The following is a 24,038-nucleotide window of genomic DNA, read 5'->3' as shown; positions in this document are numbered from 1 at the left end:
GAAAGGCAGATTACTTTGATTTAATTTTCATTCAAAATACACTGCATTCTTCCAATCACTCTTCAAATTGTATTAACACAAGAATTTTTCAACAGCCTATAAATTTCAACTGAGCTCTACTATAGAAAAGAAAAGTTTTAATCTATTTTTACGATTAATAGATGTATTTATTGATCCTTTCTAAAAATAAGAGGTAGTACCATATGCAAAAAATACAAAACGATGATATCATGAAAAAGGTACTGACAACAATGATTACTATCTCAGGTAGAAAAACAACCGAAGGATATGCAACATCGGTTCTAGAAACATTACTGAAACAACTGAGTAGTCGATATGATTTTTTAAAATATATCGATGTCAAAGACACTCAATTCGTAGAAGAACGAACGCCGATTACTGTCCTCTCTAATGTTAATGTTGTTTCATCTGAAGAGATTGGCAAAGCACTCCATGATATTATTACAACGATGAATAAAAACTTAGGAGAAGATGCAGGTCATTTTTTTATTAAAGAAATCTCAAGAAATCTAACTGAAGAATATAATAATGCGATTCGTTCAATGGGTGTTGATTTGAATCTTATGCAACTTGAACATGAGGTCAACGAACTTGAACGACGTCTTCTCAACTCTCAACAAAAAGCATGATACAGAAAAGATACGACACAGCATGATTTTTTACATTGGCGGTCGTTATAGTTCAACAATTCCAATCAAGTAAAACATTACATTCAGTCATAGTCAATTACATTTTATGTTTGTATGAACCTTTTTTTTTTAAAAGTCACCTTCTACTAGATATATCTTCATACATACCAAGTAGTCCAGGTGACTAATAATCTACTAATATATCTGTAAAAACAATTCGCAGTATAACTGCATACATACCTGCATATTCAGATACGTATTCATCTGCAAATAAAATATATAAACAAACCAGATGTTTCAATGTTTAGCACTCTAAAAAAGTTGTTATAGAACAACTATAGGAGGGAAGTGGAAGCGATGGGAAAGATATATAAGAAATTAAAGGAAAATGATATCGGCGATGTTGGTATCGGAGCGATGATTGTTTTTATCGCGATGGTCCTCGTTGCTGGTATTGCTGCTTCTGTTCTTATTCAAACAAGCGGCAAATTAGAAACGCAGGCGATGTCGACAGGGCAACAAACCATAGCAGAAGTTGCCACTGGAATAGCTGTTGAAAAAGTCTCTGGAAAAAACGAGGGATCGAAAATTGTTCGACTGGCGATTGAAATACGACCTCGTGCTGGGACAAAAGATGTTGATTTATCAACAGTTGTTGTTGAGATCTCTGATTCTCAGACAAAAAACCTATTTACGTACAGTCCAACCTACTTTACTGTAACAGCAAACATAAATGGAGATAGCTTCAAGGCTGCCAGTTATCCAGTCAATAACAACACAGTCTTTGGTGTTATCGTTCTCGAAGACGCAGATGAATCATGCTCAGCATCTAACCCGGTTATCAACACAGGAGATCATGTGATTCTTACTGTGAATGCCACTGCTGCATTTGGTGGTCTTGCAACAAGAGTCAATGTCTTTGGTATGATCATACCTGAAGAAGGATCACCTGGTATTATATCATTTACCACTCCTGCTGCATATAACGATGTGGTGGTGGAGCTCCAATGAGGAGGATGAAAACCATGAATCATAAGATATTACAAGTTCTTAAGGAGAAGGATGTTGCAGATGTTGGTATTGGTGCAATGATTGTGTTCATTGCGATGGTTCTTGTCGCAGGTGTTGCTGCATCGGTTTTGATTCAGACTGCTGGAAAACTTGAAACACAAGCGATGAGTTCAGGACAGCAAACTATTGCTGAAGTATCCAGCGGTATCGCCGTTATTGATGTGGTAGGAAAAACTGGCACAAGTGATCTGAAATATCTTGCAATAACAGTACGCGCGCGCGCTGGTGCACCAGACATTGATATCAACCAAACACGTATTGTAATTAGCGATGGAACAAAAAAGACAGTTCTGCTCTATGACGGCTGGATTGATCCACAGCATTATAATGCAACAGTAAACTCATCCAATGCTCAACTCTTCGACACTGGAAACTGGGATTCGTTAACCTTTGAGAAATTTGGGATTATTGTCCTCCAAGATCAAGATGGATCCTGTCAACGAGCAACGCCAGTTATCAACAAAGGAGATAAAGTTGTACTTACTTTGCTTTGTTCAGCAAGTGGTTGCTTTGGCCGAGAGATTCCAACTCGAACTCAAGTCTATGGAAGAGTCATACCTGAAATTGGATCACCTGGTGTGATAGCATTTACCACCCCAGCTGCATACAACGATGTGGTATATGATTTACAATGAGGAGGATGAAAGCCATGAATCATAAAATATTAAGGATACTTAAAGAGAAGGATGTTGCAGATGTTGGTATTGGTGCAATGATTGTGTTCATTGCGATGGTTCTTGTCGCAGGAATTGCTGCATCGGTGCTGATTCAAACAGCGACGAAATTGGAATCGCAGGCTATGGCGACAGGGCAAGAAACCATCGGCGAGGTTGCAACCGGTCTCGCAGTTTTCGATATCGAAGGATATTCCTCTTCGGTATCCGCAAATATCAGTAAGTTACTCATCTGTGTTAGACCTCGTGCAGGTTCAACTGACATTGATCTTAATCAGGTATTCGTTGAACTAGCAGATCCAACAATGAAGGTTGTTCTCAGATACAATAATACCTTTTTCGCAAAAAGGTTAAATGCCGGGTTTGATGACATCTTCAATCAAGCGATATTCCCTGGAGAGGGTATGAATTATTCAGCAGCGCAAGAAAGTGGAGTAATCGATGACTTTGGAATTCTAGTCGTTGAGGATGCAGATAGGTCGATTTCAGGAACAAATCCTGTTATCAATCGAGGAGATAAAGTCATGCTCGCGGTATATACCTACCATTGCTTTAATGAGAGTGGTTCACAAGGTCTCCGGGAGCGAAAAGCGATCTGGGGTGCTGTTGTTCCTGAACTCGGATCTCCGGGTATTATCTCCTTTGTAACTCCTGCGGCATACAACAGCAAAGTCATGGATCTACAGTGAGTCCGGTAAAAAAAGCACTCTGTGCAGAAAATCTGCACATCATCTTATTTTTTTCATTTTTTGAGAATTTTTCCAACTAAAAAAGTTCCTGTATAATTTTTTAAAAGAAGAATCCATAATAAACCTAAACCGTAGAATTTATACCACGAAGATGCATTTTGCCTTTTTGTATGCTCAAAAATTATCGTGGATACCCTGATAAATCAAAGTATATCAACATTCATACTATCTTGAAGAGACGTATAATACTTGATAATAAGTTTTTCATCAAAAAAGAAATATTTTCGAGGGGATTATGGATACACTAAAGGTTGGCATCATTGGATACGGTAAAGTTGGACGAATACGACAGAGGATTATAGAAAATCATACGAATTTATCTCTTATCGGCATATGTGATGTTATAAAGCCGAAAAATATTTCATCGAAATATTCTTTTTATACTGACTATAAAACCTTACTTAAAGAAAATCTTGATGCTGTCTTCATCTGTACTCCAAATCGATATTCTTCAGATATTGCAGTTGCTGCATTAAAAAAAAACATTCATGTTTTTTGTGAAAAACCACCGGGTCGTACTGTTGGTGATATCAAAAAGATTATTAAAGCAGAACAAAAACATAAAGATGTAAAAGTGAAATTTGGTTTTAATCATCGATACCACGATGGCGTCCGTGAAGCAAAGGCAATTATCGATAGTGGTCGTCTTGGTTCAATTCTCTGGCTTCGAGGGATCTATGGAAAATCAGGAGGTATCGATTTCGAAAAGAATTGGCGGAGCGATCGGGGCATTGCTGGAGGAGGAATACTTCTTGATCAAGGCATCCATATGTTAGATCTATTTCGATTTTTTTGCGGGGATTTCAGTGAGATTAAAAGTTTTGTCACTAATGCATACTGGAATATTGATGTTGAGGACAACGTCTTTGCCATATTACGAAATAACAGTAATCAAACCGCAATGATTCATTCTTCGTCAACCCAATGGAAACATATGTTTAAACTTGATATATTTCTCCGTGATGGATACGTTATTATTAATGGCATCTTATCCTCAACCCATAGTTATGGCCAAGAAAGTTTGATTATAGCCCGTCGACAGTTTGAAAATGAAGCATTTGCCTTAGGAAACCCTCGAGAGGAAATTATCTATTTCAGCGAAGATAACTCCTGGAAATTAGAAATCGATGAATTTGTTGATTGTATTCTCAACAATAAGCCTATTAGACATGGAACATCTACCGATGCATTAAAGGCGATGGAACTGGTGTATAAGATTTATAATGCTGATACACAATGGAGAAAAAAAATGAAAAAACAATCGAGTTGAAAACTATGAAACATGTTGTTGTTAATGAAGATATTAGGATCTTTGAGGTACAGCCAGCAAAGTTATTTGATGTTTATCTCCAGATGATTGAACAAGAACTTGGCCTACTCTTAAAGAAATGGGATCTTTTTGATATAAATTGTCCAGGATGTAATTCTCAAAAAAACGAGCAACTTTTTAAAAAATTTGGTATGACATATGTCGAGTGTCAGAACTGTAAAACAGTCTTTGTTACACCTCGCCCCTCAGAATTCAATATTACACAATATTATCAGAAATCAAAATCAATGACATTTTGGTTAAATAAGGTTTATAAAGCGACTCTTTCCTCGAGAAAGCGGGTAATTGTGCATCCTCGTGCCTTCTGGATCGTTGATGTCACTGAAACGTATCTTAAAAAACCGGTTACCTTAATTGATTTTCGGACCAAATATAACGAATTTGTTCAAGCATTACGGTCATTCAAATTTTTTGACCGTATAACTCTTGTTGAACCTTACAGATCTATTCGTGATACAGTCTCTTCTAAGAATATACATATGTATGATTCATTAGATTCTGTTGTTTCTGAGGGGTCACGGACGGCGGTGTTTAGTGCTTTGGAGGTTATTGATCGTGTTTCCAACCCAAAAGAAATAATTCAAAAAGCTCATTCTTTACTCGAACCGAATGGTCTTTTATTTTTAACCACAACAACCATTAGCGGTTTTGATCTTCAAATCCTCTGGCAGCATTCCAAGAGTATTCATCCTTTGGACCATATGAATCTCTTTTCAACGGAAGGAATTACAAAACTGCTTACTGATTGTGGATTCGAAATCATTGAATTAAGTACCATTGGCCAACTAGATCTAGAAATTGTGCGAAATGCTGTTAACAATGATCCCAGTATTCAGGTACCACGGTTTGTTACGTATCTACTTGAGAATCGAGACGAGCGAGCACATCGAGCTTTTCAAGATTTCTTACAACAATACAATTTAAGTTCACCACTTCGGATAGTTGCACAGAAGAAATAAAAAAACTTGATAGAAAAACGAGGCGTTGTTTTTATGGTATCAAAAAAAAAGGTAATTATCACTCCTTCCTCATTTGGAGAGTGCGGAGATGAACCATTAGAATTACTTCGGCAAGCGCATATTGACGTGATTCTTAATCCGTATCATCGAAAGATGAAACCAGAGGAAGTTATAGAACTTGGGAAGGAGTGTCAGGGAATCATTGCAGGCGTTGAAACTTTAAATCAGCAGGTACTTTCTGCGCTCCCTTTGGTACGATGTATCAGTCGTGTTGGTGTTGGTATCGACAATATCGATATCGAATATGCACGTAGACATGGCATTATCATTAAAAACACACCAGATGGTCCGACACGGGCTGTTGCAGAATTAACCGTTGGACTCATTTTTGATTTGTTGCGGATGATTTCATATCGTGATCGTTTAATCCGTCAGGGTATTTGGAACAAAGATATGGGCTTTCTATTGTATGGTAAAACTGTCGGAATTATTGGTCTCGGACGTATTGGTAAAAAGGTTGCAGAAATGCTCCAACTGCTCGGAGTTACTGTTGTCGGGCATGACATTCATCCAGATCATGACTGGTGCAAACAAAGAAACATTCATCTGTTATCTTTATCTGATCTGCTTCAAAAAAGCGATATTGTCAGTGTCCATGTTTCAAAATCACCTGAAGGTAAACCACTGCTCGGTAAATCTGAGCTAGCATTGATGAAAAAACAGGCGTTTCTCTTAAATCTTTCGAGAGGGGAGATCCTTGACGAACATGCCTTGTACGAAGCATTAAAAACACAATCACTGGCAGGTGCAGCACTGGATGTTTATACTCAGGAACCCTATGCAGGTCCTCTCACCGAACTTGGAAATATTATTCTAACACCTCATATAGGATCATATGCGAAGGAATCTCGGCTTGATATGGAGATTCAGGCGGTGAAAAATCTTCTTGAGGTATTCAGTAAGCAGTGATTTCGACCTTTGCAGAGAATCTCAAAAATACAACACGTGTGAAAGAAATATGAATGGATTTCGTGAACTCTATGCTTAAACTTATTATTATGGATTTCGACGGAGTCATCATTGAATCTGTTGATCTAAAAACAGAGGCATTTCGCGAATTATTTCAAGAGTATCATGAATATATCGATGACATTATCGATTATCACGTACGGCATCATGCATTTTCACGATATGTAAAATTTAAATATATCTATGAAAATATTTTAAAAAAACCGTATACTCCTGAAGTTGAACGTGATCTTGGACAACGGTTTTCATATATCGTTTATCAAAAAGTCGTTACCTGCCCATATGTTCCTGGTGCACTCGAATTTTTAAAATTCTTTGCACCACGATATCCCATTTATCTTGCATCGAACACACCTCAACAAGAGTTAGAACGTATTGTCGCAGAACGAAAGATACAACAATATTTTAAACGTGTTTTTGGAAGTCCGCCAGGTAATAAAATTGAATTTATTCACACTGCTCTTACTGCTGAACACGCACAGCCCCAGCAAGCAATTTATATTGGGGATATGCGGGAAGATTATAACGTTGCACGAAAAACAGGAGTCAAGTTCATAGGAAGAAAAAATATTGAATCTTTTGATGACTTTTGCGTCCCAAATTTCCCGAATCTCCTCGACATCAAAGAATGGATTGTGAGGGATATTAAAGAAAAATAATATGAGAGCTCTGGTGACTATGTCTCGATATATCTTACTGTCATATCCAATAAACACGGCTACTCCCAGTTATGGAAATACCCCACCACTTCAAATTGAACCATACCAACAGATCACCCAAGGAAATTCCTGTAATACATCACTCATCCATATCCATAACCATCTCGGAACACATATTGATGCACCATATCATTTCATAGATACTGGTAAAAAAATCACTGACTATACTATAGAAGAATTCATTTTTTCTCATCCGATAGTTCTAGATATACCAAAAAATCCTGGAGAATTAGTAATGGTTGATGAACTACTGTCGTATTCGTCTTCGTTGAGCTCATGTGATATGATCATATTTCGAACTGGTTTTTGGAAATATAGAAATGAAGCTGTGTATCGATTAAAAAACCCTGGAATCTCTCCCGAGATTGCACATTATCTTCGTACTGAATATCCAAACATTAAATGTGTTGGTATTGATTCGATTTCGATATCAAGTTTCATCCATCGTGAATCAGGGCGAAAGGCGCATACTATTTTTCTTCAGGATAAAGATTATGCAAGTAATCCGATTTTATTACTCGAAGACATGGACCTATCAAGTAAAAAATTAACAAGGTTACGGCAGGTCTTCGTTTGTCCTTTATTCATCGCTAATCTAGATAGTTCTCCCTGTACCGTTGTCGGTGTCTTATGATGATCAATTTAACCTGCATATTTTTTCCAAAAAATTTTTCCTACAAATGCTAACATGGTATCGTTTTTTTCTGCAATACGAATTAATGGATAGTACCATATCGGCATTTTAACATACAATGAAAATGTTCTCAATAAACCTGATAATTCTTGTTTTGAGAGATACGGATTTTCGATTACAGGATCGCCAATCAACGTATCAGGTTCTTGGTCGGGAGACAGATATTTGTTGTTAATACAATAGGTGTATAGCTCTGTTCCCTTATATGGTTGAAATATAAAACCACTCGTTGACATTCTACCGTGTAAAATCTTATTTAATCTTCGGTTTAATCGGATTGTGTCAAAAATTAATTTACGGTTTTCTTCAGGTAATCCAATAATATTGTTAACACCGACCTCTACATTATATTTTTTTAAAATTTTAAACGCTTCAATTGCCTCGTTATTTGTAAATGTTTTTTTAAGCCGGTTTTTTCGATAGTTTTCATTTCCCGATTCAATGCCAATTCCGATCTTATCGCATCCTATCTCTTTTAATAATCTTATTTTAACATCTGTTATTGTTTTAATATGTGTTTGACACCAAAAAGGAATTTGATAGTTTTTATACATTTCTGCAAATCGTTTGAATTCTTCGTCAGATACCGCAAGAAATGTTTCAGAATTGAAGTAAATATACTTTGGTTGATGTAGCTTGATTTGATACTCTAATTCAGCTTGTATTCTTTCTATTGTTTTGCGTCGGTAATATCCTTTACCGTAATGTTTCCGCAGCGATGGAGCACAACAATACGTACATGAATACGGACAGCCTCGATCCATATTAATCGTTACAGTTTTGATAATTTTTCCTGACATCGGCCGCATCAGCCGCTCTTGATCAAAAATTGTATAATCTTCAAAAGGTATTATGTTGATGTCGACAAGATCATCTGGTTTATTGTACATTATGGTAGTTTTTTTCCCCTTTGTGCTTCGATAACAGATATTTGGGACATCCTGAATTGGAATTTTTCCTTCGAGGTACTCAATGATTTTTACAATTGCGTTTTCTCCTTCTCCATAACATACATAATCAATTTCTTCTTTATTTGCAAGTTCTTCAGGTCGTAAAATTGCAGTCACACCACCAGCAATCACCGGAATGTTTGTATGCCGAATTTTACGTAGTAATTTCATCCCAAGTTGTAAGGTATTATCAACAAAAGTAATCGCGATGAGCTCAGGTTTGTACAGCTCAACGGTTTTTATCAAATCATCTTCAACAGGAGTTTCAATTAACTTTTTTATCTCAAACGGTTTAATCTGAAATCGTTGTATCCGTTTTTCCTCATTTGATATCTCTTCAGTCTTATAATAGGTGGTATCAAACAATTTAACTATGTGCCCTTCTTTTTTCAGACATGCTGATAAAATTGCGATACTATTAGGTATTGTTGCTTGAAGCATTAGATTTGGATAAATAAATAATACCTTCATTGTTTTTTTTCCTTCATAAGCAACCGTGTTAACTCTAAATCATCAGGATAATCAATGTCAATTGTTGAAAGGCCTGATAGTAGATAATAACCAATTTTATCTCCTTTGTGGCCAAATATTGCTTTGCCATCCTGTTCGTAATTTTTTATAAACGTCTTAGATCGTATACCAGTCAAACCCCAACATATGATATGCAGTGGTTTGATATTCTGTGAATTCTGTTTTGAACCACCATATGAAAATGTAAGCGGTTTGTTATCATAGAGCGCTTCGGAGCGTATTTCCTTTACTGAAAAAAGAAGGTCATACTGCTCTGTCGTCAACTTTTTTATAAATCCACTGATGTCTTTTTTCGTTAAGAATGGTGAAGTAAGATTCGCTTGAATGACATAATCACATGGTATGTTTTTCAAGAAGTCATAAATATACTCATTGTTCGTCACAGATGATGAGGAGAGGTGATCGGGTCGTTTATAATAATTTATTTTCTCTTGTTTTGCTATAGATTCAAAAACTGATTCAGAGGCGTTCAGATAGATATTCTTCCAATCGGAGACAACCTCTTTACAAACATCGATGATATAGCAGGTAAGGAAACGATTATGGACTGGTTGTAATGCTTTTAATAAAATTCGCTGGCTTCCCAATCGAGCCGGAATCATAATAACTATCTTATTTTTTTGTCTCATACGTTCACCATGTACTATTTTGATATCCTTCTTTGTTTTGCCTTGTAATACATTATTTATTATTAAAGAACAACGTCTTCTATTTTTTTTCGTTCAAAAACTTCCAAATATCCGCCCACAGTTGCATTAAAAATTTTTCTCCCATGATCCTCATATGCTTTTTTACATACTTTATACGCATCAAAAAGATACTGCCATTCTCCACGTATTCCTTTACCAATACGGTTTTCTACCGGCGTATCTTCAAAACGGTACTGATTATCAGTTATTCCACAATCACATCCTACTAAATACATTTCCTGAAATCCTAAAAAGAACGCTATTTGTAATGCGTTAATTACTGAGGAGCCACCGCTGTAGATACCTTTCGTAATATCTGTGCTAAAGGTATTGTAGACATTCATAGAACCAAGATTCCGGAGTACATATGGCTGTGTTGTCTCATAGAGATGGTAAAAATGATACTTTGTTAGATATTTTCGAGCCGCATTTTCAGTTAGAAACATCTGTACATTTTTCAAAGCAAAAAGCTCTTTGTAATTCTCCTGAAATAATTTGCCATCTGCTACAACCCAATATTCTGGTGAAAGCTTGAATCGATTCAACCCTCGATATAACGTATTGACGCCGATAACGTGTTCGTTTTGAAGTAATGCTAGATTCGTTTTATTTAGAGATGGGCCAGATCCTATTAAGAATCCTCGTTTTCCTTTATGGATATTATGTAACGATGAAAGCGTGCTGTTCAATTTTTCAAGTTTTTTGTTAAATCGGTAGTCAAGTATCATGTTTGCGGTGTTTGCTACCTTTGCAAAATGTTTTGGAATCGATATTTTCATACCGATTATTTCTTCGAGATTTTGAGCCATCGTCACCCCTTCAAAATTTCTTTGAGCTCCTCAACCGTTCGTGGCATAATGATGTTATTCTGTTCAAATTCTTTCTGCCAATATTCCTTTAAAACTGGATTGGTCCAAGTCCAGAGATGAAGTAATGAAATGACCGTTGCTTTTGTAGTTCGTTTAGCAGCAAATAACGCCTCAGTATAGTATCCAATGATGTATTTCCAATCATGATTCATGAGTGTTTCTGCAAGGATATATGGGGAAATAACATGGTCTGAATGAGCCATTCTTCCGTAGAGTGTATGCTCTCGTGGATGTGGTTTAATAACATATTTATCCTTGAATCTTTCATCAAGAATGTCCATAAGTGTATTGGTTATATTAACAACGCTTTCTTCAATAGCACCTTCAGAGACAAGATCATCACCAAGAAATAACACTGTTTTACCTTTGAGAAGATGCTGGTATTTTCCTGTTTTCGCAGGTTGCGTATCTAATGGGGAAGGCATGATAATTTCAAAATTAATTTTTTCCCTGTTTAACTCCCAAGCGAAACGTCCTGCTTTATTCAAAATGTAAACATCAACACCAAGGAATATTTTTGCGACCAAGATCATAAAGAAGGGAATAACACCTTTTTGTTTTTGGAAAGAGAATTTATGCGGATTTTTTTCAGATAAAACCAGAAAAACCTTATTTTTTTTAGAAAGTTTTTTAACATAACTAAGAAAAACGACAGACCATGAAGTAAAAAAAAGATATATCTCATCGTTGTTAATATTTTTAAACAATCGCTTATATTCTTTTCGTGCTTTCAAAACATTATAAAAAAGTTTCCACTTTGTTTGAGCAGTTATGAGATTTGGATGAACATTAGGAACAATAATATCTGCATTGGTATTTTCCTTAAAAAATGGTACAAGCTCTTCAGGTATCACTACTGAATATTTTTTAAATTTCTTGTTCTCAATTAACGGAACAGCTCTTGAATAAATCTGCACGGGTGCATTAATAAAAAGTATTGGCATAAAGTCACATCACGGAAATTGTTTTGTTAGCACATAGCGATTTACTTGGATATTATCTTTTTTTAACCAATTTATCAACTGAATTTTTAAAAAAATATTTCGCATAATGAAGTAACTCCTACATGCATATATAAATATTACTGATAGCTCTTGTAAAACTTGTTTATGTAGAATCGTTACTAATCATACTGCCCATCAAACTAAATAATAAAAAATGGTGAATATTCCTTTGTTATGCTTTTTATTTTTTTATCCACCAATCAGTAGGATAGCCGTGAGTCTGAAAACTTACCTTTTTCTTTTGTGAAAATTCAGCAACTGCGCGAGCAACATCAGGATGATTAAAATCATGACCACATAAAACACCGCCAGGTTTTACCTTTGGATAATATAATTCTAAATCCTTTAGTACATAATCATATAAATGATTTCCATCAATATACACAAAATCTAAGTTTTCTGGGACATCATTGATTGCTTCTGAAGACATTTTTCTAATCCAAATAATTTTTTCCTTATATTTTTTTAAAACCTTTTGTGCATACAAAAAAGCTTTACTATGTGGAACTTTTGGATCTTGTTTCTCATCGATTCCTTCATACATCATGTACGGATCGATAAGATATATTTTGTCAATGTTGAGATGTCGGAGTATATTCCGTGTGTTATAACCGCGCAGAACCCCTATCTCTGCGCCAATAACTTTTTTTTTATTAAAATGGTTTTTCATCACATAAATACTTTGCCTTGTTCCTAACATGTTTAAGAGGAATACAACGTTCATCGACTTCATATATGCATAATCGACTATTTTTTTCATATACCACCTCAGATAAACCCAAGTAAATTTATCCGTTTATCATCGAGAAGAAGTCATTTATCTTCCCAATTTGATTATATCTATTTCTGATCATTTTCTGTAACGTGACCGTAAGTTTAACAATTCTATATAAACTTGCCTCTTTCGTTCAATGTTTTATAAAAATATGTTTATTCATTTCACTTCGTTCCCTTATATCTTCGTAACTCTCTATATTTGTTCTCAAAATAGAAAGATATCAAGGTAGCACACTAGATACTCTACTTGGTGATTTCTTCTTTAATAATGCAGTTATTCATCGAATAATTTGGCACCTGCATATATACGTATATTTCTAGTTATATGCTCATATGCAAACAAGGTTAATAAATTATCCATGATTTTCATTTATTGCGGAATCACAACAAGATAACGAGTTGTGAGGATGGGATGTAAAATGGAAAAAACGGTAAAATTGTTGCAAAAAACCGATATCGGCGATGTTGGTATCGGAGCGATGATTGTTTTTATTGCGATGGTTCTTGTTGCTGGTATTGCTGCATCGGTTTTGATTCAGACTGCTGGAAAACTTGAAACACAAGCGATGAGTTCAGGTCAACAGACCATTGCGGAGGTTGCTACTGGAGCAGCTGTTGAAAAGATCGTAGGACAGCACGAAAACGGTAAAATTGTACGTTTAGCGATTTTTATTAGACCGCGGGCAGGTACCAAAGATATTGATTTATCAACAACAGTTATTGAACTTTCAGATTCGGATACAAAAAATATATTTACTTACAATAAAAGCTGTTTTACCATTACCGCAAATATTAACGGAGATCTCTTAAGCTCGTCTTGTTTTCCACATCTCAATGGAACGACTTTTGGTGTCATCGTCATGGAGGATGCAGATGAATCATGTTCCTCATCTAATCCTGTTATAAACACCGGGGATCATGTTATTCTCACGATTAATACCACTGCGGCTTTCAGTGGTTTAGGAACTCGGAGAAATATTTTTGGTCAAGTAATCGTGGAAGAAGGATCTCCAGGAATTATTTCATTTACCACCCCTGCAGCATACGCAGTTGCAGTGGTTAATTTACAATGAGGAGGATGAAAACCATGAATCATAAGATATTACAAGTTCTTAAGGAGAAGGATGTTGCAGATGTTGGTATTGGTGCAATGATTGTGTTCATTGCGATGGTTCTCGTCGCAGGCATTGCTGCATCGGTGCTGATTCAGACTGCTGGAAAACTTGAAACACAAGCGATGAGTTCAGGACAGCAAACCATTGCTGAAGTATCCAGCGGTATCGCCGTTATTGATATTGTCGGTATGAAAAACACAAAGCTCAACTATCTTGGAATTACGGTTCGAGCACGCGCTGGTGCACCAGACATTGATATCAACCAAACACGGCTTATTTTAAGCGATGGAGTTAAAAAAGTTGTTCTCCTGTATAATGGTTGGAAAAATCCAGGACATTATAATGCAACAGTTAATATCTCTAACGCTCAGATTTTTGACACAGGAAATTGGGATGAATTGAATAGCGAGACCTTTGGTTTGATTGTTGTTCAAGATCAAGATGGTTCTTGTAAAGAACTTAACCCCATTATCAATCAAGGGGACAAAGTTATATTAACAGTTCGATGTGCAGCAGCTGCATGTTTTGGTCGAGAGGTTCCAGAACGTGTTCAAATTTTTGGTTTGATCGTCCCAGAAATTGGTTCTCCCGGTATTATTTCATTTACCACTCCGGCTGCATACAACGATGTGGTATATGATTTACAATGAGGAGGATGAAAACCATGAATCATAAGATATTACAAGTTCTTAAGGAGAAGGATGTTGCAGATGTTGGTATTGGTACGCTCATCGTCTTCATTGCGATGGTTCTCGTCGCAGGCATTGCTGCATCGGTGCTGATTCAGACTGCTGGACGACTTGAATCTCAAGCAATGGCAACAGGACAGCAAACCATCGGCGAGGTTGCAACTGGCTTAGCGGTTTTTGGAATTCATGGGTATGCTGCTGCTGGTGCAAACATCAGTAAACTTGCAATCACCGTTCGCCCTCGTTCTGGCTCTACCGATATCGATTTAAGTCAAGTCTTTCTCGAGTTATCAGATACTGATACAAAAATTATTCTGAAATACAATAGTTCGCAGAATAATTATGCAAAAAGAGTCGGAGCAGGCTTTGATGATCTTTTCAACCTTCCTGTATTTCCCGGAGAAGGTTTGAATCATACTCAGCAATTACAGTATAATACTGTTGATGATTACGGGATCTTAGTTATTGAAGATGCTGATAATTCAGTGTCACAAACAAATCCTGTTATCAATCGAGGAGATAAAGTCATGCTGACGGTCTATACTTACCACTGCTTTAATTTCAGTGGTACCAATGGCTTCACAGAAAGAAAACCAATATGGGGTGCAGTCATACCTGAGCAGGGTTCACCAGGTATTATTTCATTTACAACGCCAGCTGCGTTTAACGCTCGAGTCATGACGTTACAATAAATAGTGATACTCTACATGATGAGATTCAGTTCTCATCATTTTTTAGATTTTTTTTATACTGGAAAAAAGACGATTATCTAATTCTAATTTAGGATTTTTGTCAGCTCGTACAATACTTGTTTTTATTGATATTTCTCAAATCTCTGATTTTTTCATTTTCTTCTGACATAAAACAATACCTTTTTATTCTCGTTTTTAATTATCGTTAAGTAGTTGGGAGATATATCCTTCTCAGGTACTACTAAACTTAGTGATTAATCGAGGGAGGCGAGGGGATTATACAACTACGTTGGTATACACTTCAGAAAGAAAGTCAAGCATCAATTGGGGTTGGTTCCTTAATTATTTTTATCGCAATGATTCTTGTCGCAGGCATCACTGCATCGGTTCTGATACAAACCATGAATAGTTTAGAACAACAGGCGCTCAAAACAGGAATGGAGACGATACGAGAAATATCAAGCGGTTTGAAAGTAACCCATATCAGCGGGTATCAACACAATGCAACTATTTCTCAACTCGCAATTTTTATCACGCCAGTTACCGGTTCTGAAGCAATTGATCTAACCTATACACATATTAGTATCTCTGATTCAAAAAAACAGGCAATCCTTAATTATTCGAAAACCTGTTTTAGTAGAAATGTAACAAATGGTTTATTTAATACATTAAACGCCAGTCGTCTTTCTGCATCAACCTTTGGAATTGTAGTCATTCGTGACATCGACGGTTCCTGTAATGCATCGCTACCTATTATTAATCAAGAGGACCTTGTTGTTCTGCTGATAAATACTTCGAAATGTTTTTCGGGTCTTGGAACACGTATAAAAGTACAAGGTTCGATTAATCCAGAATTTGGGATCGCGGGTCTTATTGAGTTTACAACGCCGAATACCTATTTAAAAAATATTGTTGAGTTGTGGCCTTAGGTCAAATCTTGCTGCATGATTTCTTCAGTTGGAGCAATTCTTCCAAAAAAGATTTTTGCAATATCGTATAACTCCATATCCACAGTTTTTAGCTTTTGAACAGCTTCTTCTAGATCAACAGGGATGATTTTATTTCCTCGTAACGCTACCATTTTTCCATATTGCTGATTTTTAATAACCTCGACAGCTGCAACGCCAAATCGTGTTGCAAGTACACGATCATACGCTGTTGGAGTACCACCTCGTTGGACGTGGCCAAGAACAGTCACACGAGTTTCGACACCGAGCCTTTTTTCAATCTCTTTTCCTAAAAAGTTACCAATGCCTCCAAGGCGCACATGGCCAAATTCGTCTCGTTCATCTGATACTGTTGCAAATTTATCAATATCTTTTGGTTTTGCTCCTTCGGAAACTACGACGATACTAAATGTTTTTCCACTTTCATACCGAGCTTTAAGATTTCGACATACCACATCAAGATCAAAGGGCTGTTCAGGAATAAGTATCTCATCAGCACCGCCTGCAATACCAGCTATTGTTGCAATCCATCCTGCATGACGCCCCATGACTTCTAACACCATGACTCGATGGTGGGATTCAGCAGTAGTATGTAATCGATCAATTGCTTCGGTGACAATCGATACTGCGGTGTCGAAACCAAAGGTAAAATCAGTGCCTGATAGATCGTTGTCGATTGTTTTTGGAACGCCGACTACAGGAATACCAAGCTGATATAACTTTAATGCAACTCCCAAGGTGTCTTCTCCACCGATTGCAACCAGAGCATCCAGTTTGAATTTTCTGATATTTTGTTGAACTTTTTCAACATTGCCTGTTTCTTTGAAAGGATTTGTTCGAGAGGTTCCAAGAATTGTTCCTCCTTTGGGGAGAATACCTGAGACGACACGATCGGTCAAGGGAAACATATCACCTTCAATGAGCCCTTTCCAACCGTTTTTAATACCGATAGTAACCCATCCGTACCGAGACGCCTTTCGAACTACTGCTCGAATGACTGCATTTAAACCGGGACAGTCGCCACCACCGGTTAATATCCCAATTTTTTTCATACCACCACCTTGATTAATTCCAGCTCTGTATTGATTTTAACTTCTAATAACTTATGGTTTGCTTTTTTTTACATACCAAGATACGTCCCTAAACCGATGTCAATAAATGCTCCTGTAACCGCGACTACCCATACAAAAGGAACAAAATATAGCAGTGTGAGGTAGAGATGGCTTCCTCGAAGTGTTCGTAAGGTTAATGCAAGCATGCAACAATGAATGGTAAGCACAATAAAAATAATTATAAAATTATAGGTAAAAACCTCCGGTGGAACCGTTTTTAGAATTGCACCGACATCAATAGTTGTCCCGCGGAAAGGATTTCCACCCATGCTTTCCCGCATAATCGTATTCATATGGCGAGCGATGACGAGTGAGGTATAGATACAGAACGCTAGTCCAAAGGTTATGCCGCCGAATAATGCAGCAGTTGTATTAATAACAGTCAATTTTTTAACCCGAAGATCTCGAATTTTTCGAATGTTTTCAGTAATCATACGACTAACAGTTCGAGGATTTGCTGCTGCTGCGGTTGCCTGACGGAACATTTCACAGGAACGCTGAATATGGTTACTTCCCGTATCAATGCCAAACCATTCCCAAGATTCATCATCGTTGATCCGTGTTCGAAGCCGTCGGTATAAATCACGGATATGTTTCGTGAGCACACCATAATCCTTTTCACTGAGATAGTACACTGATGCAGTAATTCGGCCGCCGCGCATCGTTGCAATCGAACCAAGAGATGGTAAAAAACTGAGAAAATTCCGTTCTTTTCGATTGATCATGTTTTCAGCTTGAAATGTTTTAATTCCAACGATGATTAATGGCGTCAGAGATAATGCAACAAGAATCTCAAAAGGAATGCTGCTGATCAATGGTAATATAAGAAGATATTTACTAAGAAATAAACAACATCCAAGAATAACTGACGAAATTATTGAAATTTTGAACAATTTTTTTAATTGGAGTTCAGTGTCTCCGGCTTCACCGGTTCGATGCCAAATCTCATCGGCAGGAACCATGGATCGAATCAAATATAAGAGCATTCCTTCAGAAACTATTAGGAGAAAAGATGAAAGAAATATGAAGGTATTCATATCTTCGGTACCAATAATCATTGGTAATACAATGCCAAGTGCCATGATAAAAATAATAGAAATTAACAGGCTGACGTAAACCTCGCTTAATATTACAATATTTTCATTTGATGATTCATACATGGTCTTATATTCTTGAAGCACAGCACCTTGTTCTGTTTCAATGAACTCTCGATGATCAACACCACTGTCTAATCCTTGAGCAAATCGATCTAGAAAGTCGCCCAGGATCTTACTTGGCGTCCGCTGTGCAATAAACGTGAAACATTTTGCCAGAGGCACCCGCCATTGTTCGCTCAAGACGCTAATTTTTCTTAGTTCCTCACCAAGACTTCCATATGCTTTGTTTCCGCCAAGCATCCCGATAATATCCTTAAGCGATGTATCTGAAATGGCAAGAACCCGTAGATGGGTTATAAAAAAATGCATTTTACTGTTAATATCTGCCTCTTTGTTCTTCCATGTGATAAAAGGGTAAAAAAATCCAAGCATGATGGGAACGATACCACCGATGATAAACGTTGTGGGATTTAAATCAAGTGGGACCGGAATCATCATTTGGAGAATAAATGGTAAACAAAAAACCAAAACACCTAATCCTATGAGTGGAAAAAGTACGGTTCGTTGAAATTTTTTTGGATCTTCAAGGGCGTTATACGCTATTTTTAATTGTTTTAAAAAATCTTCTTTTTGTTTTTTTTCCTTTCTTTCTTTCCGAGATTTTTTCTCCTCTTTTTTTTCTGTTTCTTCAGGCATAAGATATTCACGTTATCGAAAATGGTAAACCTTTTTCTCCCTCGCGATAGAAACCCCAGATACACTGTACAACTTCATAATAATCAAAAATCTTTTCTTCAACCATCCGTTCAAGAATACGTTTTCGTTTTTCATATTCGTCATAAATGCCTGCTGTATCAGCATATCCAGCGTTTTTTGCAATTTTTTGCTCAAGAATATAGCTGTTTTTGTTTCCGGTAAAAACATGTCGATCTTCTTCAGGCTTCCATTCAAAGGCCTTCCGAGCCATAATACCATCAACCGCCCGGTTGTAACCTTCAATTTCATCAATTGAGGTCACCCGTCGAATCAGCCGTCCATCTCGTTCTAACGCAAGTTGAATAACGACGAAATCCAAGTTATCCATAAATGTTTTTGGAACGTTAATAGGATCACCGGTGAACCGTTGAATAACCTTGGTGACAGTTCCGGCATGAAACGTTGTCATACATGGATGACCAGTTTGCATAGCTTGGAAAACAATACTTCCTTCAGCACCTCGAACTTCTCCTGGAATTATATAATCTGGACGTGATCGTAATGCTGCTCGAAGAAGGTCGAAAAGATCAACTTGTCCTTCTTCAGGTCCTGTTGTTTTCGTCAGAAGACGTTGCCAAACCGTATGCGGGACCTGCAACTCTGGGGTTCCCTCAGCGGTATAAATTTTTCGTTCAGGTGGTATAAAAGGAATAATCGCATTCATAGTTGTTGTTTTTCCGCAAGCAGTCCCACCACAGAGAAAAAAACTTCTCCCGTATTGAAGACAAATCCAGAGATATGAAGCGATACCAGCGTTCAGTGTTCCCCAATGGATCAGTTGGGTGATGCTGATCGGTGTTTCTGTAAACCGTCGAATGCTCATACTTGGTCCTTTGATACTGATTGCTGAGCTGTAGATGATATTTCCTCGACTACCATCAGGCAATACACCATCAACGATCGGACGTCCTTCACTGACTGGTGTCCCCATCTTTTCGCTGAGTGCTTTTGCAAATTCTGGGCCTTCTTTTGATTCAATGATCACATTTGTTTTAATCATTTCAAAAATTTTATGGAATAAATACACATTGTAACCTGAGACGATATTGATATCTTCGATGTACGGATCACGCATAAAACACTCGATTTTTCCTCCACCAATGAGATTTTTAATGATATAATATTGGATATTTGTTTTCTGCTCTGAAGTTAAACGTACCTTTGAAAGTTTTAATGGTTTTTTCTTTGATTTTTGAACATCTGCATCTACAGCTTGTTCGTCGACAATAGTTAATTCGTCAAGTAATTCAATAATAACATTTTTCAGATCTTCGTCTTCGATAACGCTCCGTTTCTCAGGTATTTTTTTTAAAATTAATTTTAACAACTGATCGTGTTTTATCTTTTCACTTTCACTAAGTATAGGTTCAATTGCTCTATACTCAACAGCATCCATATCAGCAGTTTTATAGATATGGACAAAAACCATCCCTTTTGTTGGATAAATGATATTTGGTAGTGACTCGTTTCGTACTTCACGGGGAACAGGACTGTAAAAATCAGGTTCACCTATTTTATCGCGAATGCTGTCAACATATTTTTTCAGATGAGGGTTTTTATTGTATAAATTCTGGATTTCCTCTTTTCCCATCTTCACCATACACTATCACCACCTAGAGTGCTATCGGTAGACCTTTTTCTCCCTCGCGATAGAATGTCCAAATAAATTGTACGACTTCGTAATAATCGAAAATCTTTTCCTCAATCATACGATCAAGAATATGTTTTCTGCGATCGAATTCATCATAAATCTGGTTGACATCGGTATATCCTGCGTTTTTTGCTATGCGTTGCTCGAGTACATAGCTGTTCCGATATGCTTTAAATATATGAGAATCATCAACCGGGTTCCATTCGAATGCTTTTCTTGACATAATACCATCGACTTCTTTGTTGTATCCTTCGATCTCATCGACTGAGAGTACCCGGCGAAGCCTTTTTCCTTTTCTTTCAACGGCCATCTGAATTAATACGACGTCAAGGTTATCCATAAATGTTTTTGGAATGTTAATTGGATGACCTGTGAACCGTTGAATAACTTTGGTAACTGATCCTGCATGAAACGTTGTTACTACAGGATGACCAGTTTGCATAGCTTGAAAAACGACGCGACCTTCAATACCTCGAGTTTCTCCAGGGATAATATAATCAGGACGGGAACGGAGACCTGCTCTTAGGAGATCACCTTCAAGGATATGTCCTTCTTTCGGACCAGTTGTTCGTGTCAGGAGTTGTTGCCAAACAGCATGGGGAACTTGAACTTCAGGAGTGTTTTCGACAGAAAAAATTTTCTTCTCAGGAGGAATAAATACAAACATTGCATTTGATGTTGTTGTTTTTCCAGACGCGGTTTCACCGCAGACAAAGATACTTCGGCCGTAATTCAAGCAGAGCCATAAATAGGCAGCGACTGCTGTTGACAGAGTTCCCCAACTAATCAGTTGTGTGATACTAATTGGAACTTCGCTGAATTTTCGAACGGTCATCGTCGGCCCCTTTAAACTCACATCTTTACTATGGATAATATTCACTCGACTTCCATCAGGTAATGTACCATCGGCAATTGGTTGTCCTTCGCTTACCGGGCTTCCAATTTTTTCTGCGAACTCCTGTGAAAAACGACTCGCCCATTTCTTATCGATATGAATATTGGTTCTAACCATCTCAAAGACCTTATGGATCAGATGGACATTTTCTCCAGTTATGATATGGATATCTTCAATGTACGGATCACGCATAAAGCATTCCAGTGGTCCACCACCAACAATATTTTTTAAAATATCGTATTCAATATCCATCCGTTCTACAGACGAGATGCGGACTTTCCCTTTTGATAGTTTAAATTCGCTCCCAGCGTTTTCATCAAGGATTGTTATTTCATCGAGAAACTTTTTCACCGCATTTTTAATCTCTTCATCAGTTTTCACGCGCTCTCGGTAGGGTGCACGTTCGTAAATCTTTTCAAGGATATAATCTCGCTTTTTTTCTTCAACCTCGTTTAATACTGGCTCAACAGAATGATATTCTTTAAATTCGGCGCCTTCAGGAGTATAAATATGGATGAAGACAACACCTTTTGTTGGATAGATGATATTTGGATTTTTTTCTCCTTTTAAATCGCGAGGTACTTTGCTATAAAAAACAGGACGGGGCATTTTACTGCTGATTTCATCAAGATATCGTTTCAAATGAGGATTATCACGAATCAGTTTTTCTTCTTCATCTTTTTCCATCTTTGTCATAATCCTATCCCCTCCTATTTAGAAGGCTACACCACTTGATTCGATACTTAAACCAACGTTTGGCTTCACTGAAAAGGTTGTCATAGGTTCATATTTTCTTCGTGCACCATTAAACTTTTCAATATAGAGATTGTGAACAACGCCGACACCGGGCATTGCCTCGCGGCTAATGCGATAATGAATGTCGGTAAACATTTTGAACGCATTATGGATTTCTGCGGGCCAGTCATTTGGATTCGCAGTTAGTACAATGATCTTTCCTGAACCTTTTAAACGGTTTAAAAAACTGGTAAGATCAATAAGATTTTCTTTATTAAGACTTTCATTGAGCAATGTAGAAATAGAATCAATAAAAATAATCTCAGGATCAAATAATTTTTTTCCAGTCATCAACGCTTCGAGAAATGTCTTTTTTGGTTTTGTTTCAGCAAGCGTTACCTCTGTGGAAATAAAAAACAGTTTCCCTGACATCAGGTATTGTCTCATATCATAGCCGACTGAAGCAGTTTGTCTAAGAAAACTTTTAATGGTAAATTGGGTGGAAACATATGAACAAGTATGACCATTCAATAGGAAGCTATAACAAAATCTCTGGCAAAAAATACTTTTTCCAGTACCTTCTTTTCCCTCCATGAATATTAGTGAACCATTTGGTATTTCAACACCAAATCGTTCAGCAAAACCGTCGGTTTCGCCTTTTCTCTTTAACATCAGAGATTTTGCTTCTTGCATAGCCATAATCCTTTTTATATTGTAAATATGAAGTCATCTTCAACAGCTTGCGGCCCAACAATCCGTAGTACATGATTGCCTGCGCTAAGTAACGTTTGAACTATATACAGATTCGTATATTCTGATTGATGGATTGAAGCATCTGAGAAATTATAGTATCTCTGCGGTACAATCTCACCGTCGATAAAAATATGCATAGTTTGATTGTTTGTAATTAATTCTTTTCCTCCAATATTTTTCAAATAAAAAATGCGGTAATTTCCATCTCCAGAAAGTGGTATTCTTTGGGGATCGTTAATAATGGTAAAATCAGTATCTAATTGGTCTTGGAGTCGTTTTCCTTGATCTGCTAAAGAGTTGCTGATATTCATTGTTACTCCAATAAAAACACCGGATACTGCTCCTGCAACGATAATTGCTGCAACAAAAAAGATTACATGCGCACCGGTTAAACTAAATCCCATTATGTTTCACCTTCATACGATAGTATATTCATAATAATCAGCTATCCCATAATCGGTAATTACTTTCAAGCGTTGAATACCAGCACCAGGTATATCTTCAAGAGTAAACTCTACAGTTTGTTGTGGATACAAATACGCTTCTGGACAGGAATGAGGATATACAACACCATTAAGAACAATACTACACTGAGCTGTTGAAAGCGTAGTACTACCGATATTTTTTACTGATACAATATGATTGTAGTTTGGACCATTTTCTACAATCACGACGTTGGAAATGCTTATATCTGTTTGAATTTTGTTCATACCTCGATTAACACAGTGAATAAAAGATGTATGAGTTTCCGAGATGCTTGGGATCACTGTTGCTGTAAAAATCTGCAGCCCAATAATCACTGAAATACTAATGATGCCGAATGCAGCAACGAGTGAAAATCCCATCTAATATCCCTCCAGATTTTGATACATTGTATGTGCTCCAAAATCCCCTTCATGGT

The 24,038-nt window shown here is 37.0% G+C and carries 25 protein-coding genes; 13 read left to right on the top strand and 12 right to left on the bottom strand.

What is annotated here, in order from left to right:
- Positions 1 to 203 precede the first annotated feature (203 nt).
- The 9 genes from QXL17_03760 to QXL17_03720 all read left to right on the top strand — a co-directional run bounded on the left by QXL17_03760 (position 204) and on the right by QXL17_03720 (position 7,815).
- Positions 204 to 650, top strand: coding sequence for a hypothetical protein (locus QXL17_03760; protein MEM4258253.1), 447 nt, complete (start codon positions 204 to 206; stop codon positions 648 to 650).
- A gap of 357 nt (positions 651 to 1,007) precedes the next feature.
- Positions 1,008 to 1,661: a flagellin gene (locus tag QXL17_03755; protein ID MEM4258252.1), complete on the top strand. Its 654-nt coding sequence runs from the start codon at positions 1,008 to 1,010 to the stop codon at positions 1,659 to 1,661.
- Positions 1,662 to 1,675: 14 nt separating this feature from the next.
- The gene (locus QXL17_03750; GenBank protein ID MEM4258251.1) at positions 1,676 to 2,356 is read left to right on the top strand and encodes a flagellin; all 681 of its coding nucleotides are present in this window, start codon (positions 1,676 to 1,678) and stop codon (positions 2,354 to 2,356) included.
- A 14-nt stretch (positions 2,357 to 2,370) separates the two neighbouring features.
- The gene (locus tag QXL17_03745) at positions 2,371 to 3,084 is read left to right on the top strand and encodes a flagellin (GenBank protein MEM4258250.1); all 714 of its coding nucleotides are present in this window, start codon (positions 2,371 to 2,373) and stop codon (positions 3,082 to 3,084) included.
- 295 nt (positions 3,085 to 3,379) lie between these two features.
- A complete protein-coding gene (locus QXL17_03740; GenBank protein ID MEM4258249.1) occupies positions 3,380 to 4,414 on the top strand; it encodes a Gfo/Idh/MocA family oxidoreductase in 1,035 nt (344 codons plus the stop codon).
- A complete protein-coding gene (locus tag QXL17_03735; GenBank protein ID MEM4258248.1) occupies positions 4,381 to 5,433 on the top strand; it encodes a methyltransferase domain-containing protein in 1,053 nt (350 codons plus the stop codon). Before QXL17_03740 ends, QXL17_03735 begins: the two co-directional genes overlap by 34 nt.
- A gap of 33 nt (positions 5,434 to 5,466) precedes the next feature.
- Positions 5,467 to 6,402, top strand: coding sequence for a phosphoglycerate dehydrogenase (locus QXL17_03730; protein ID MEM4258247.1), 936 nt, complete (start codon positions 5,467 to 5,469; stop codon positions 6,400 to 6,402).
- Between the two features lie 71 nt (positions 6,403 to 6,473).
- Positions 6,474 to 7,121 carry an HAD hydrolase-like protein gene (locus QXL17_03725; GenBank protein ID MEM4258246.1) on the top strand — a complete coding sequence of 216 codons (648 nt, stop codon included), beginning with the start codon at positions 6,474 to 6,476 and terminating at the stop codon, positions 7,119 to 7,121.
- Between the two features lie 19 nt (positions 7,122 to 7,140).
- Positions 7,141 to 7,815: a cyclase family protein gene (locus tag QXL17_03720; protein ID MEM4258245.1), complete on the top strand. Its 675-nt coding sequence runs from the start codon at positions 7,141 to 7,143 to the stop codon at positions 7,813 to 7,815.
- An 8-nt stretch (positions 7,816 to 7,823) separates the two neighbouring features.
- Here QXL17_03720 and QXL17_03715 read toward each other — a convergent pair whose 3' ends face one another.
- From QXL17_03715 to QXL17_03695, 5 genes are all read right to left on the bottom strand, one after another.
- Complete coding sequence (locus QXL17_03715; GenBank protein ID MEM4258244.1) at positions 7,824 to 9,296, bottom strand: radical SAM protein; 1,473 nt, start codon at positions 9,294 to 9,296, stop codon at positions 7,824 to 7,826.
- The gene (locus QXL17_03710) at positions 9,293 to 9,985 is read right to left on the bottom strand and encodes a hypothetical protein (GenBank protein MEM4258243.1); all 693 of its coding nucleotides are present in this window, start codon (positions 9,983 to 9,985) and stop codon (positions 9,293 to 9,295) included. Before QXL17_03710 ends, QXL17_03715 begins: the two co-directional genes overlap by 4 nt.
- 62 nt (positions 9,986 to 10,047) lie before the next feature.
- Positions 10,048 to 10,854 carry a 6-hydroxymethylpterin diphosphokinase MptE-like protein gene (locus QXL17_03705; GenBank protein MEM4258242.1) on the bottom strand — a complete coding sequence of 269 codons (807 nt, stop codon included), beginning with the start codon at positions 10,852 to 10,854 and terminating at the stop codon, positions 10,048 to 10,050.
- 2 nt (positions 10,855 to 10,856) lie between these two features.
- On the bottom strand, positions 10,857 to 11,858 hold the full coding sequence (locus QXL17_03700) for a hypothetical protein (protein MEM4258241.1): 1,002 nt from the start codon (positions 11,856 to 11,858) through the stop codon (positions 10,857 to 10,859).
- Between the two features lie 241 nt (positions 11,859 to 12,099).
- Positions 12,100 to 12,678, bottom strand: a complete 579-nt coding sequence (locus QXL17_03695; GenBank protein ID MEM4258240.1) for a class I SAM-dependent methyltransferase — start codon at positions 12,676 to 12,678, stop codon at positions 12,100 to 12,102.
- A gap of 436 nt (positions 12,679 to 13,114) precedes the next feature.
- Here QXL17_03695 and QXL17_03690 point away from each other — a divergent pair, with 436 nt between their 5' ends.
- The 4 genes from QXL17_03690 (at position 13,115) to QXL17_03675 (ending at position 16,120) form a co-directional block, all read left to right on the top strand.
- The gene (locus QXL17_03690) at positions 13,115 to 13,768 is read left to right on the top strand and encodes a flagellin (GenBank protein MEM4258239.1); all 654 of its coding nucleotides are present in this window, start codon (positions 13,115 to 13,117) and stop codon (positions 13,766 to 13,768) included.
- Between the two features lie 14 nt (positions 13,769 to 13,782).
- A complete protein-coding gene (locus QXL17_03685; GenBank protein ID MEM4258238.1) occupies positions 13,783 to 14,460 on the top strand; it encodes a flagellin in 678 nt (225 codons plus the stop codon).
- A gap of 14 nt (positions 14,461 to 14,474) precedes the next feature.
- Entirely contained in the window at positions 14,475 to 15,191 is a 717-nt protein-coding gene (locus tag QXL17_03680; protein MEM4258237.1) for a flagellin, read from the top strand.
- Between the two features lie 257 nt (positions 15,192 to 15,448).
- On the top strand, positions 15,449 to 16,120 hold the full coding sequence (locus QXL17_03675; GenBank protein MEM4258236.1) for a flagellin: 672 nt from the start codon (positions 15,449 to 15,451) through the stop codon (positions 16,118 to 16,120).
- Here the strand turns inward: QXL17_03675 and QXL17_03670 are convergent.
- The 7 genes from QXL17_03670 to QXL17_03640 all read right to left on the bottom strand — a co-directional run bounded on the left by QXL17_03670 (position 16,117) and on the right by QXL17_03640 (position 23,982).
- Positions 16,117 to 17,190 carry an ATP-dependent 6-phosphofructokinase gene (locus QXL17_03670; protein MEM4258235.1) on the bottom strand — a complete coding sequence of 358 codons (1,074 nt, stop codon included), beginning with the start codon at positions 17,188 to 17,190 and terminating at the stop codon, positions 16,117 to 16,119. The genes QXL17_03675 and QXL17_03670 overlap by 4 nt on opposite strands.
- 68 nt (positions 17,191 to 17,258) lie before the next feature.
- On the bottom strand, positions 17,259 to 19,043 hold the full coding sequence (locus tag QXL17_03665) for a type II secretion system F family protein (GenBank protein MEM4258234.1): 1,785 nt from the start codon (positions 19,041 to 19,043) through the stop codon (positions 17,259 to 17,261).
- Positions 19,044 to 19,050: 7 nt separating this feature from the next.
- Complete coding sequence (locus tag QXL17_03660) at positions 19,051 to 20,703, bottom strand: type II/IV secretion system ATPase subunit (protein ID MEM4258233.1); 1,653 nt, start codon at positions 20,701 to 20,703, stop codon at positions 19,051 to 19,053.
- 13 nt (positions 20,704 to 20,716) lie between these two features.
- Positions 20,717 to 22,345: a type II/IV secretion system ATPase subunit gene (locus QXL17_03655; protein ID MEM4258232.1), complete on the bottom strand. Its 1,629-nt coding sequence runs from the start codon at positions 22,343 to 22,345 to the stop codon at positions 20,717 to 20,719.
- A gap of 18 nt (positions 22,346 to 22,363) precedes the next feature.
- On the bottom strand, positions 22,364 to 23,077 hold the full coding sequence (locus tag QXL17_03650) for an ATPase domain-containing protein (GenBank protein ID MEM4258231.1): 714 nt from the start codon (positions 23,075 to 23,077) through the stop codon (positions 22,364 to 22,366).
- A gap of 14 nt (positions 23,078 to 23,091) precedes the next feature.
- Complete coding sequence (locus QXL17_03645; GenBank protein ID MEM4258230.1) at positions 23,092 to 23,541, bottom strand: hypothetical protein; 450 nt, start codon at positions 23,539 to 23,541, stop codon at positions 23,092 to 23,094.
- Positions 23,542 to 23,553: 12 nt separating this feature from the next.
- Complete coding sequence (locus QXL17_03640) at positions 23,554 to 23,982, bottom strand: hypothetical protein (GenBank protein ID MEM4258229.1); 429 nt, start codon at positions 23,980 to 23,982, stop codon at positions 23,554 to 23,556.
- Positions 23,983 to 24,038 lie beyond the last annotated feature (56 nt).

The organism is Candidatus Thermoplasmatota archaeon (genome assembly GCA_038884455.1).
In the GTDB taxonomy this organism is placed as follows: domain Archaea; phylum Thermoplasmatota; class E2; order DHVEG-1; family DHVEG-1; genus JAWABU01.
The sequence above is the reverse complement of the archived record's forward strand: the minus strand, read 5'-3'. Positions and strand labels throughout refer to the sequence as shown.

Bases quoted from the DNA above. Each gene is read 5' to 3' on its own strand.
- QXL17_03760 (MEM4258253.1), top strand. From the start codon at position 204: ATGCAAAAAATACAAAACGATGATATCATGAAAAAGGTACTGACAACA.
- QXL17_03755 (MEM4258252.1), top strand. From the start codon at position 1,008: ATGGGAAAGATATATAAGAAATTAAAGGAAAATGATATCGGCGATGTT.
- QXL17_03750 (MEM4258251.1), top strand. From the start codon at position 1,676: ATGAATCATAAGATATTACAAGTTCTTAAGGAGAAGGATGTTGCAGAT.
- QXL17_03745 (MEM4258250.1), top strand. From the start codon at position 2,371: ATGAATCATAAAATATTAAGGATACTTAAAGAGAAGGATGTTGCAGAT.
- QXL17_03740 (MEM4258249.1), top strand. From the start codon at position 3,380: ATGGATACACTAAAGGTTGGCATCATTGGATACGGTAAAGTTGGACGA.
- QXL17_03735 (MEM4258248.1), top strand. From the start codon at position 4,381: ATGGAGAAAAAAAATGAAAAAACAATCGAGTTGAAAACTATGAAACAT.
- QXL17_03730 (MEM4258247.1), top strand. From the start codon at position 5,467: ATGGTATCAAAAAAAAAGGTAATTATCACTCCTTCCTCATTTGGAGAG.
- QXL17_03725 (MEM4258246.1), top strand. From the start codon at position 6,474: ATGCTTAAACTTATTATTATGGATTTCGACGGAGTCATCATTGAATCT.
- QXL17_03720 (MEM4258245.1), top strand. From the start codon at position 7,141: ATGTCTCGATATATCTTACTGTCATATCCAATAAACACGGCTACTCCC.
- QXL17_03715 (MEM4258244.1), bottom strand. From the start codon at position 9,296: ATGAAGGTATTATTTATTTATCCAAATCTAATGCTTCAAGCAACAATA.
- QXL17_03710 (MEM4258243.1), bottom strand. From the start codon at position 9,985: ATGAGACAAAAAAATAAGATAGTTATTATGATTCCGGCTCGATTGGGA.
- QXL17_03705 (MEM4258242.1), bottom strand. From the start codon at position 10,854: ATGGCTCAAAATCTCGAAGAAATAATCGGTATGAAAATATCGATTCCA.
- QXL17_03700 (MEM4258241.1), bottom strand. From the start codon at position 11,858: ATGCCAATACTTTTTATTAATGCACCCGTGCAGATTTATTCAAGAGCT.
- QXL17_03695 (MEM4258240.1), bottom strand. From the start codon at position 12,678: ATGAAAAAAATAGTCGATTATGCATATATGAAGTCGATGAACGTTGTA.
- QXL17_03690 (MEM4258239.1), top strand. From the start codon at position 13,115: ATGGAAAAAACGGTAAAATTGTTGCAAAAAACCGATATCGGCGATGTT.
- QXL17_03685 (MEM4258238.1), top strand. From the start codon at position 13,783: ATGAATCATAAGATATTACAAGTTCTTAAGGAGAAGGATGTTGCAGAT.
- QXL17_03680 (MEM4258237.1), top strand. From the start codon at position 14,475: ATGAATCATAAGATATTACAAGTTCTTAAGGAGAAGGATGTTGCAGAT.
- QXL17_03670 (MEM4258235.1), bottom strand. From the start codon at position 17,190: ATGAAAAAAATTGGGATATTAACCGGTGGTGGCGACTGTCCCGGTTTA.
- QXL17_03665 (MEM4258234.1), bottom strand. From the start codon at position 19,043: ATGCCTGAAGAAACAGAAAAAAAAGAGGAGAAAAAATCTCGGAAAGAA.
- QXL17_03660 (MEM4258233.1), bottom strand. From the start codon at position 20,703: ATGGTGAAGATGGGAAAAGAGGAAATCCAGAATTTATACAATAAAAAC.
- QXL17_03655 (MEM4258232.1), bottom strand. From the start codon at position 22,345: ATGACAAAGATGGAAAAAGATGAAGAAGAAAAACTGATTCGTGATAAT.
- QXL17_03650 (MEM4258231.1), bottom strand. From the start codon at position 23,077: ATGCAAGAAGCAAAATCTCTGATGTTAAAGAGAAAAGGCGAAACCGAC.
- QXL17_03645 (MEM4258230.1), bottom strand. From the start codon at position 23,541: ATGGGATTTAGTTTAACCGGTGCGCATGTAATCTTTTTTGTTGCAGCA.
- QXL17_03640 (MEM4258229.1), bottom strand. From the start codon at position 23,982: ATGGGATTTTCACTCGTTGCTGCATTCGGCATCATTAGTATTTCAGTG.